The sequence below is a fragment of the Symmachiella dynata genome (assembly GCF_007747995.1).
GTDB classification, from domain to species: Bacteria; Planctomycetota; Planctomycetia; order Planctomycetales; family Planctomycetaceae; genus Symmachiella; species Symmachiella dynata.
In genome coordinates, this window is the sequence record NZ_CP036276.1 from 5,128,557 (window position 1) to 5,140,136 (window position 11,580).

The following is an 11,580-nucleotide window of genomic DNA, read 5'->3' on the forward strand; positions in this document are numbered from 1 at the left end:
TTGAATTCACCGCGGGATTGTCCACTTGACGCCGAAACCTGGCGAATTTTTCGCCACCGGTGGCCAATTATTCGCCGGGGTGCCTCTCGGTGAAATGATTCCTGGGTTGGGTGCCCAAGCTTGGCCCGTGCAAAACCAAATCTCGTAAGTCCTTAGAAAACAGTGGCAAAGCCAGTGGTACCCCAAATCTTAAGTTTCACAGAGCACTAGCCACTCTGAGCATCCGGCACCGCTTTTGGCCGGATGTCGAACCATTTTGGACCTGTAGCCACGGTTCTGCCGCCAATCTCCTGAATCTGCGATTCCGGAGGTCTCGTGACGTTGGTCGTAACCGTCGCTTTCTGATAAAACTACGCCCATGAAACACATTCGAAATTTCTGCATCATTGCACATATTGACCACGGCAAGTCAACATTGGCCGACCGGCTGATTCAGACCTGTGGGGGCGTTACGCAACGTGAGCTGCACGAACAGATGCTCGACTCGATGGAAATCGAGCGCGAACGGGGCATCACCATTAAAAGCAATACGATTACGCTCGATTACCGGGCCCCGGATGGAAATGATTATCAGTTAAATCTGATCGATACGCCGGGCCACGTCGACTTTTCGCACGAAGTCCGACGGTCATTGATGGCCTGCGAAGGAGCATTGATCATTGTCGATGCGTCGCAGGGAGTGGAAGCGCAGACGGTTGCGAACCTCTACTTGGCGCTGGAGCACGATCTGACCTTGCTACCGGTGATCAACAAAATCGACCTTCCCTCGGCGGACACCGATCGTGCGCGCGAAGCGATTGATGCGGAATTGGGACTCGATCCGTTCGAGGCGATCCCGATATCTGCCAAAAATGGCCTCGGCATTGAAGATGTGATGATTGGGATCGTCGAGAAGTTACCGCCTCCCCAAGGCGATCCGGAGGCGCCACTCAAGGCACTCGTATTCGACGCGCAGTTCGATAAATTTCGCGGGGTGATTCTGCAGGTCCGCGTGCTGGAAGGCACCCTCAAGCCGCGGGATACGATCCTCTTCATGCACGCCGGTCGCAATTTCACGGTCGACGAGGTGGGCTACAACCAGTTCAAGCTCAACCCCAAACCACAGCTCAGCGCCGGCGAAGTCGGTTATGTCGTCGCCGGTGTCAAAAGCGTTCAGGACATCGAGATCGGCGATACAATCACCCTGCAGGACCGGCCGACTGCAGAAGCCATTCCCGGCTACCAAAAAGCGCGACAGGTTGTCTTTTCGTCCATCTATCCCATGGACACGGGTGATTACGTGGAGCTGACCAAAGCTCTGGATAAACTCGTGATCAACGACGCGGCACTCACCTATGAAAAGGACAGCTCCGCGGCTCTGGGCTTCGGGTTTCGTTGCGGGTTTCTCGGATTGCTGCATCTGGATGTGATTCAAGAGCGTTTGCGGCGAGAATTTGACATCGGCCTGATCATCACAGCTCCTTCGGTGAAGTACAACCTGACATTGGTGGACGGTACAACGCTCGAAGTCGACAACCCGAGTAACTGGCCCCATCCGACAAAGATCCAATCCGCCAGCGAACCCTACATCAAAGCTTCGATTCTGACTCCCGAGACGTACGTCGGTCCTGTCATGGAACTGTGCAGGGAACATCGCTCGGAAAGCCAGACGATGAACTATCTGTCCGCCAGCCGCATCGAAGTCACCAGCGTGATGCCGCTCGGCGAGGTCCTGTTCGATTTCTACGGCAAGCTGAAAATGATCACGCGCGGATACGGATCATTTGACTACGAGCCGATCGAGTATCGAACCACCGATGTGGTGAAAGTCGATATTTTAATCAACAAGGAACCGGTCGACACGCTTTCCTATCTGGTGCATCGCGAAAAAGCACGGCCGCGAGCACTCCACTACTGCGAACGACTTGCCAAAGAAATTCCCCGTCACCAATTCAAGATTCCGGTCCAGGGGGCCATTGGCGGTGAAATCATTGCACGAACAACAATCGCGCCGTTTCGCAAGGACGTGACCGAGAAGCTATATGGTGGCGACGTGACGCGCAAGAAGAAGCTGCTCGAAAAGCAGAAGAAGGGGAAGGCAAAGATGAAGCAGTTCGGCAGCGTCAATATTCCCCAAAAAGCGTTCGTCTCCGTTCTTCGCGCCGAGAACGACTAGGGCACAAGGCGGTCCGGCACGCAAACAAGGGGAACAACTCGCACGGTCGGGGCACGCCCGCAACCGGGTAACATTGGTTGAACGGGTCGCCACGGCATTGGATCCCTGGTTTCTCTTGCCGGTGCTGGCTCACGGCGGGAGCTCTCTGGGTGAATCACTGTGCGACACATAGCCATTTCCCCCGAAAAACAAGGGGAAGCAACTGCGGCGCACGTTAAGAAGGGCGGGGAAATTCTTGACTTCCCGTATTAACTATGGGACACTCGACAATTGCGTTCGACCTGTCTATTTAGTCGAAAAACAACAGCGTTGATCGCGTTTCGGATTGCTGATTGATTACAATAAGGCTCGCAGATGATTCGTGTCGGCGCTCGTGCTTTCCGCTTGGTGACCGCCTGATCATCGCATTGATAAGAAACGGCACGGATGTTATGCGCTCAATTCAAGCCGAAACCAAATTCACGAACGCGGAGAAAGTAATGACCAAGCGACTCTGGCTGGTGTATTTTGTTTCGCTGTGCGTCTTGCTCCCTGGCTGTGCAAAAGAAGAAGAGGCGGCGCCGCCAGCGCAACAAGCACCGGTCGCCGTTGCCAAACCGAAGCCAAAACCCAAACCGGCCCCCCCAGCCCCCCCGCGTGAGCCGGTGGAGGTGACGTCGCTCATCCCCCCCTCGCTGACAGCTGCTATGGGCGCGAAGGTCGATGCGTTGCCGGGAATTTCCGAAAAAATGGGTGTTGATTTTGCCGCTGAATTTCGGCCAGCCACAATGATTTTGGCGTTGTCCGGTTTTCAACTTGCGGATGTTGAAGAATTTTGGGTCGGCTCGAACCCCGCAACCAGAGAGGGGGCTCTCTGTGCGAAAATGGTCAAACAGTACGACCGTGCCCAGTTAAGGGGCTTGCTGCAAATCGGAGAACCGTTGGGCAAGATCGACGGGATTGAACTCCATGCGTTACCGTCGCCGGACGGTGCTGAAAGTGCGGTAGCGTTTGTCGATGAAAAAGTCCTCATGCTGGGAAGCCGCAAAACGGTGGAGTCCGCTTTGAAAAAGCCAGTCGACGGGCCGGTGACTTTAGGACTCGCTGCCGCGAATACCGAATCGCCTGCCTACTGGGTGGCCGGTGGTGCTGACGCCTATTTGCAACAATTAGCGTTCCATGGCTTTGGCGGATTCTCGGCGAACTCCGACGCGAATGTCCCCCCTGTTGGTTTTGCACTGGTCTTTCCATCCAAATCGCTCCCGGGATCCAGGAATGGTGCGGGTGGGCGGGCCCCCAAGAAAGGGGTCAATGTGCGTCTTCGCAGTCGTGGGGAGCAGGAGGAGGAAGAAGAGGAAGAGAGACGACGCGGCAAGGGAAAGGGAAAAGAACGAAGACTGGAGCGAGGCCTGGAGAGAGGTTTGGCAAAAGACAAAGATAAAGACAATGAGAATGATCGGGGCAATAAGAACGCGGTGGAAAACAAAGGATTTGCCGGGGGACTCCGACCGCGCACTACCGCCACCACCAAACCATCAAACGGCACGATCGCTGTTACGCTTGGATTTGCTTTTCAGGACGACCAACAGGCTGTACGAATGGAACGCCGTGTGCGAAGCGTGATGGACTCTCTGCCGGACAAATTAAAAACGGCCGCGACCTACAACGTCGCATGGATCGATTCCGGAAAAGATGGGAGCCATCGGGGAGCCGACGCCAATGCCACCCCCCTGGGAATATTGGGTAAGCAACTCGGCAAACAACTCGGTAATACCCCGCGCCAACTTCCTCACGAATTCGGTCCTGCGGAACACCCCACTGCGGTGCCCTCCCCGGCTCTTCCGCAAGTACGCCCCCTTTGGGCTAAAGATAAAGACAAAGGGGATGGTAGAAGTGGGCGTCGACGCAAAGGGCCTCAACCAAGAAATAACAATGCTGGACGAGATGGCGCCAACGAGCGTAATAAACGGGATGATGGGGACGGCAGAAGTCGCTTTGGAATTCGTCCGCCGTCGAATCGTCAGAACAGTGATCCTGGAATTCAATTCCAGACTGTCAATGTTGCGTTTGAATATGAATTGACGCGTGAAAACAATTTTCTGCGTGTAGATGCCACGATGGATCTGCCCCCCTCAATGATTTCCGTCGCCGCAGCGTCTCAACAAGCGGTCGGTGGGTCACTGCATGGTGGCGGACTGCATCCTGGAACCCTCGCAATGGTTTCCGCATCGATGAATTTCTGGAGCAATCAAGCAGGCGGCAATCGTCGCGGAGTCCGGATGGTCAAAGATATGCCCATTGTCGGTGGGTACAGCTGGATGACCGAACTGCTCCCCTATATGGGGTATGCGGAACTGTATGGGGGATTGGACTTCGAAAAGAGTTGGATTACGAATCCGGAGAATCATCGCATCGCCCGCACGGTGATTCCGGAATTCCTCAACCCCGGCGCCGACACCGCCAAATGGCAAGGCTATCCCTACAATGGACTGGGACTGACGCATTTTGTCGGGATGTCGGGAGTGGAAGACGGACCGAATGTTGTGGCAGCGGCGTTGAGTCGAAACGATCCCCGCGCGGGATTCTTTGGCTATAACGATATCGCAAAACCGCGTGAGATCACCGACGGCGCGAGCAAGACCATCATGCTGATTGGTTCGGGCCGCTTGGCCGGTCCTTGGATACAGGGTGGGGGCGCCACAATTCGCGGAGCGCGAGAACCTTACTTTGACGAACTGAGCGGATTCCAATCCCCTGGTTTGAAAACTCCCGGCAGCGTTGTTCTCTTCGCTGACGGCTCCAGCCGCGAAATCTCGGCCAACATCGACCCGGCAGTGTTTCGCGCCATGTGTACGATTCATGGTGCCGAGACGGTGGATATTCCCAGCGGACAGCCGTTGCAAACCGGGATTCCCGCACCCACGCCAACTCCAGCACCGGCTGCTGAAAACCGCTTGCAAGGCGTGATCGATTTCTTCAAATCTGGTGGTCAATAATCCGTTAGCGCAACCAACAAACTTGAGCCTCCACAACAGAAATGAAAAACTGCATGTTCCGGCGACATCAACTGATTTTGATTGCGACTGCATTGTTGTTGCTGTCATGGCCACAGCCGTCTGTGCGAGCCGACTTTCTGGAGGTTCGCGTTCCTGGTTCGAACCTCACCATCGTCCTGGAAGGCCGCGTGCAAAAGGGCCGCACCGTCCGTTTGTCGCACAAGTTCGGGACGCTGTACTTTGACAACAACGATGTCACGGAAGTTTATGAGGTCCCCACAAACACCACCCTCTTTGGACGCATGGCAGCCAAAGCCCGTGCGAACAAAGATGCCGACGCGCTGTTTGAAGCAGCCAAATGGGCTTTGAAACACGCGTTGCTGCATCAATTCTACCAGGGGATCGAGCAGACATTGGACATCGACCCCGACCATCCCGCCGCCCTGCGTGCCAAAGCACTCAAGGAACAAATCGACGTTCCCTTGCCCGAATCGGATGAGGAAGAAGAGCGACTGCGACGCATTTTGAATCGGCCGAATTTCAATGTCGAACGCAGCAATCATTTCATCCTGCTGCATGACACGAATCCTGCCGGCGAAATGCTCAAAATCGCCGGCGCGCGCCGCCGCCCCCCCCGCGCCAAAGAACGTCTTCGCTTGCTGGAAGATGTTTACGAAACATTCCTCTTCATGTTCATCGTCGAAGGGGTTGAAATCGACATCCCTCAGGAACGTTTGCAGGTACTGCTGTTTAAGGAAAACCAGGATTATCTGGACTTCTCCAAGTCACTGAACCCCGCACTAGCCAGCGCGGTTGGATTCTGGGACCCCACGCGGAACGTCAGCGTGTTCTACGACAATGCCACCGACGAGTTATACCAAGCGGTGCAAGAATCGATGGAGAAGCTCCAAGAGCAAAAAGAACAGGCCGTGAGAACTCGCAGCCGGGCCGCCAAAACCATCGTCCGCAATACGAACACCTTGCAGGTGATGTTTTCCGCTGCTCAGGAGCGTTCCGACATCAAAGTCGTCACCCATGAGGCAACGCATCAACTCGCAGGGAACACCGGTTTGCTGCCGCGACACGTCCGCATTCCCAATTGGGCGCACGAAGGTTTGGCCACCTATTTTGAAGCCCCTGCCGAAGCGACCTGGAGCGGCGTGGGGGCTGTGAATAAAGACCGCTTGGACAAGTACCGTGCGCTCGCCGAGGATGTGGATCACTCCAACATCGATTTTATCGTCACCGACCAAATCTTTATGCTGGCCGGTTCGCACAATGCTCGACTGCACGCCTATGGTCAAGCGTGGGCGTTGACACATTTTTTGATGGAAAACCACTTTCCAGAATTTGTCAAATACTATGCTCTGCTCGCGCAGATGCCACCGGACATCACACTCAACCCCGAAGTCCTGTTAGAGATTTTTGACCGAGCTTTTGGCGAGGACCGCAAGACGATGACGATGGAATGGCGGGCCTACATGCGCGGCCTGAAAACCGACTTCGAAATCGCCACCGAGAAGGAAAAAGAAGACGACGAATAGCCCGCGCGGTCCTAACCAACCAACCTTGGGATCATGCTGTGGTGTCGACAGAGATTGCATTGCAAAAGCGGCTGTCAAACGTCTCCTCAATGTTGAGCAAAGCCGTCCGTTGCGGTTTCTCTCCGTGAGCGACTGGAACCAAATTATGATTCTCAGCCGCAACGCCCTCTTGGCCATGACATTTTTTCTGCTCTGCGGGTGCAGTCGACCGGCCCCCTTGACGCCCGGCACGTTTGCGATGTGCATTGCCGCCAATGAAGCAGACCATCTGGAGCTCATTGCCCTGGCCCAGGAGACGCCTGGCGAGATTGTCCTCAAAGACGGCGAAATTGTCGGCGAATGGCTTCAGGTGGCGACGAACAGTCTGGCCAGCCAGCAAATCGATGAAACCGATGATTTCATTGTTCGCGAAGTAAACGGCGGCAAAGAAGTATTGGTCGTACATAGCCAGTTTGATCTGACAGAAAAATATATCCGCACAGCCACGCTTTCTGGTGGACCCGATGGGGACGGTCTTCCGCAGGTCGAAATCAAAATCAGTGCCGCAGGGGCACAAATGGCACATGAATTGTTGAGTTCGAATGCCCCAGACTATCTGAATGAACTCTTTCGCAATGTTGCTATAGTCGTTCGTGGCCAGGTGTTTTCATTACCTATCTTGGAAACCGAAATTGGCTCCCGATTTATCATCAGCACAACATCTCAGGAACATGCCGCATATATCGTCGCCATCTTAAACGGAAAGGTTCAGCAACTCCCGCAATGAACATATTGACAAAACGACTCGCCTTCGGGGCACTGTTGCTCTGCTTGATTCCCCCCGTATGTGCCGACGATTCCGATCCAGCGAGTCCTGTTCAGTTGGTGGACCCGTTTATTAGTACCGGCGGCAATCGCTACGTTTGCGGCAATAATTCTCCCGGGGCCAACATGCCGTTTGGCGTCGTCCGGTTGAGCCCCGATACGGTCTCGGCGTTTGGGGCGACGGCGACGAATATGTCGGGCTATTTTTATCACGATCCCGCAATATTGGGATTCAGCCACACGCGACTATGCGGCACCGGAGCCGTCGATGGGGGGCACTTTCGCGTGATGCCGGGTGTGGTCGCCCAGTCAGAAAAGAACCTGTTGCGCAATCCGCAACTTCCTTTCGATCACGATCAAGAATCAGCGTCGCCGGGGTATTACTCGGTGAAGTTCCCGACCATCGATGTCACAGCAGAATTGACAGCGACGCAGCGGGTGGGCTTGCATCGCTACACATTTCCCGCCGGAACCGTTCCGCGAATTTCTCTAGATGTTGGCAGCGCATTGGGGCGTGGACGCAGCGAGGCGTGCGAACTGCATCTGCTCCCTGCTGCCCATGAGATCACCGGCACTGCGCGGACATTCGGCTCCTTCTCGGGACGCTATGGCGGGCTGCAGGTATATTTCGTGGCGCGGTTTCGCCGCAGCTGGGAAAGCGTCGAGACTTGGTCCGGCGAGAAACTTGCGACCGACCAGACCGAGGTCGTCGGCGATGATATCGGCGCGGGATTCACCTTTGCCGCAGCGAAAGAGCAACAAACCATCGAACTAGCGGTCGCGCTCTCGCACGTCAGCATCGAAAACGCCCGCGAGAACCTAGACCAGGAATTGGCACAGCAACGTTTCGACGACATCCGCACCGCCGCCGCCAACAAGTGGAACACCCTGCTCTCCAAAGTTCAAATTGAAGGAGGCAGCCCGGCGGATCGCGAGATATTTTACACAGCGCTGTACCACACGATGATCATGCCGACGGTTTTCAACGACGTGAACGGGCAGTATCTCGGTTTTGATAAAAAGGTTCACCAAACCGACGGGTTCGAATATTACACCGACATGTCGCTGTGGGATACGTTCCGCACGACGCACCCGCTATATACATTGCTCACACCTGAGCAGCACCGGGATATGCTGGTTTCACTGGTCAAAATGGCCGAACAGGGGGGCAATCTCCCCCGCTGGCCGTCGGGTGCCGGATACACGAACTCCATGTTCGGCGCGCCGGCGGAAGTCGCAATTGCGGAGGCCTACCTCAAAGGCATTCGCGATTTTGATGTAGAGACCGCCTACCGTGTGATGCGCAAAGCTGCGTTACAGCCTGCTCCGAAAGGAGCTGCGTATTCCGGGCGGCGGGGGATCGCTGACTATGTGAAATATGGCTATTGCCCCTCGGACACGATGAGCAAAGCGGTCGCTAAGACATTGGAATACGCCAGCACCGACGCCGCCATCGGGCGGTTGGCGGCAGAGTTGGGACATGACGAAGACGCCGCTCTATTTGCCAAGCGCGGACAAAACTATCGCAACTTGTGGAATCCAGAAACCGAATATTTCCAGCCACGCGATACCCAAGGTGAGTTTTCGACGCCGCTGCGACCGTTGTTGCTCACCTATGTCGACATCGGCGGGAAATTCACCGATGACTATGCTGAAGGCAGCGCGCTGCAATGGCGGTGGGCCGTCTCGCACGATGCCGCCGGGTTGGCGTCGCTTTTCTCCAGTAAAGAAAAGTTCGTTCAAGAGCTGGAAGCCTTCTTTGCCGGATCGGTCCCACAGGTCGGCGCGCTGCCCAATGGATATTATTGGCAAGGCAATCAGCCCGACATCCATGCGGTCTACTTATTCAATGCCGCTGGGCGACCCGATCTGACGCAAAAATGGGTGCGGTGGATCCTGAAACACAAACACGGGAACGGACCCAATGGCCTTGATGGCAACGACGATGGCGGGACGCTGTCCGCTTGGTATGTATTGAGTTCGCTCGGTTTTTATCCTGTTGTCGGCACCGACCGTTATGAACTGGGCAGCCCGCTTTGGAAACGGGCGGTTTTGCAGATCGGCGATCAACCATTGGAGATTATCGCCGAAAATTACGCGCCGGATCGTGTCTACGTCAAACGTGTGGAACTCAACGGCAAGCCTCTGGACCGATGGTGGATCGCGCATCATGAGATCGGGGACGGGGGGACGTTGAAATTCGTGATGAGCGACAAACCGTAAGGACAACGCAGCGGCTGTATATTAAGCAAGAATAATTGAGCACCATGGAGAGCACTGTGAGTATTCGGATTTTTTCTGTAGGACTGCTGGCAATTTTTCTAAGCTGTTGTCCCTCCGCTCAGCTAATAGCGGCCGAGGGTGATGAAGCGATCTTTCTCACCGATATGTCTCGCTGCGAACCGGCGGCGGCCTTGGCGAGTCAGCCGGAGCCGGGAAAATGGCGTTTAATCCCCTATGCGACCGCTGAACGTAAAGGCATCATGCTAGGCGCCGGGTCGTTTGTCGAGGCCCCTGAAGTGCGATTGCCCATCGAGGTCGACGGCTGGTTCGATGTCGTGCTGGGTATCTGGAATCCCAAAGTCATGTATGACGGTCAACCGATCATCAAAGCGCGGCTTGGAAGTCGACCGATCTTTCAACAGATTCATCCGGGAAAAAGTCCGGGATTGCAAAACGCGACGTTTCTCGAAGAAGTTTCGCTCTGCCGGGCGGATCTATCCGATGAAACCTCTATCGCTTTTGCCAAGTCCAACGGATTGCAGCCGCACAGTGCATATATCGCGTACGTAAAACTCGTACCGTTAAGTCCAGCGCAGGTGCAGGCGGAGAAATCGCGGCGGCAGGATGAGTCGCGAAAGAATCTGGTGGCCACGTTCGATGGTTCGTCCATTTTTCATTTCAGCGATGTTTCGACAACCGAACATCTGTTGGAATGGGTAGAAAAGCTGCGTGATTCTGACACCAAGAAAGTCCTGTGGGCCGTGACGTACGGTGATCGTACCGGCTTTCCCACGAAGAATCCCGATCTGACCTATCTCGGAAATGACGACCTGTTCTTAACGTCGCCATTGACGTTTGGGAACAACTATCAACGCGGCCAACGGCAGATGCAACAGTTCTTTAAGCAGTGCGCAGCGGAGGGAATCGTACCGCAACAGCGATTGGCCGAGCACGCGCACAAGCTGGGGATGAAATTCGACCTGATGTATCGGATCGGAATTTTGGGCGGGATTGGGATGATGGAAGCCCATAAAAATAACTTCGTCCAAAAGCATCCGGAAGTGCGTCAAGTCACGCGCGATGGACGGCCACTTCAAAAAGCCAGCCTCGCCTTTCCGCAGGTCCAACAATTGATCCTGGACCAGATTGACGAGAGCTGCCGGTTGATTGATGCGGATGGCATCAATCTGTGCTTTGTCCGCGGGCCGCACTTTCTGTTGTGGGAGCAACCGGTGCGTGCAGCCTTTGAAAAGAAGTACGGTGTCTCCTCCCAAGACGTTGCTGAGGATGATCCGCGCATGGATGTGGTGCGTGCGGAAATCATGACGAACTTCCTCAAACGAGTCCGCGCCAAATTGGACGAGGTGGGCAAGTCGCAAGGCAAAGACCTGACGTTGTCGGTCTGGGTCTGGCCGCACGATCAGGGCGTCTGGCTGGGGGGGCGTCCGTTGGATGAAGGATTGGATGTGGCAGAGTGGATCAAATTGGACTTGTTGGATAGCGTCATCTGCCAAGAAGGCGTTGATGAAACCTATATTCAACTGGGCCAGCAACACGGGTGCGAGTTTGTGTTGTTCACCGGTTACCGTGGTGACAAGGCGATGTCGCCGACATCGTTAGTCGATGCGTACCAAAAAGGGGCGACAACTTTTGCGTGTTGGGATATCGATGCCTACCAAAATGGTCCGGAAACATGGCAATGGCTGCAGCGAACCGGGGACCGCGCCGCCTTACAAAAGTTGAAGGATCAACCAGAATTGCTGAAGCGCCCGCGTTTTCCACTGATAGAGGTCAACGGCAACCGTGTCGATGCGGGGTTGGCCGATGCGGTCTACTCGGGAGGATAGGTGAGCGTACCAGTATCGAAAACGATTCAGGC

General features: G+C 55.1%; 6 protein-coding genes. All 6 read left to right on the plus strand.

Annotated features, from left to right (window positions below; translation table 11 throughout):
* The first annotated feature begins 358 nt into the window (after positions 1-358).
* The 6 genes from lepA (at position 359) to Mal52_RS19510 (ending at position 11,548) form a co-directional block, all read left to right on the plus strand.
* Entirely contained in the window at positions 359-2,155 is a 1,797-nt protein-coding gene (gene lepA, locus Mal52_RS19485) for a translation elongation factor 4 (protein ID WP_145378138.1), read from the plus strand.
* 479 nt (positions 2,156-2,634) lie between these two features.
* Positions 2,635-5,130 (plus strand): DUF1559 family PulG-like putative transporter, encoded by a 2,496-nt coding sequence (locus tag Mal52_RS19490; RefSeq protein ID WP_197534336.1) that lies wholly within the window; start codon positions 2,635-2,637, stop codon positions 5,128-5,130.
* Positions 5,131-5,183: 53 nt separating this feature from the next.
* On the plus strand, positions 5,184-6,674 hold the full coding sequence (locus Mal52_RS19495; protein WP_197534337.1) for a DUF1570 domain-containing protein: 1,491 nt from the start codon (positions 5,184-5,186) through the stop codon (positions 6,672-6,674).
* A gap of 238 nt (positions 6,675-6,912) precedes the next feature.
* On the plus strand, positions 6,913-7,440 hold the full coding sequence (locus tag Mal52_RS19500) for a SecDF P1 head subdomain-containing protein (RefSeq protein ID WP_145378143.1): 528 nt from the start codon (positions 6,913-6,915) through the stop codon (positions 7,438-7,440).
* Positions 7,437-9,701 carry a GH92 family glycosyl hydrolase gene (locus Mal52_RS19505; protein ID WP_145378144.1) on the plus strand — a complete coding sequence of 755 codons (2,265 nt, stop codon included), beginning with the start codon at positions 7,437-7,439 and terminating at the stop codon, positions 9,699-9,701. The genes Mal52_RS19500 and Mal52_RS19505 overlap by 4 nt, the downstream gene beginning before the upstream one ends.
* A gap of 56 nt (positions 9,702-9,757) precedes the next feature.
* Complete coding sequence (locus Mal52_RS19510) at positions 9,758-11,548, plus strand: glycoside hydrolase family protein (protein ID WP_145378146.1); 1,791 nt, start codon at positions 9,758-9,760, stop codon at positions 11,546-11,548.
* Positions 11,549-11,580: the final 32 nt, after the last annotated feature.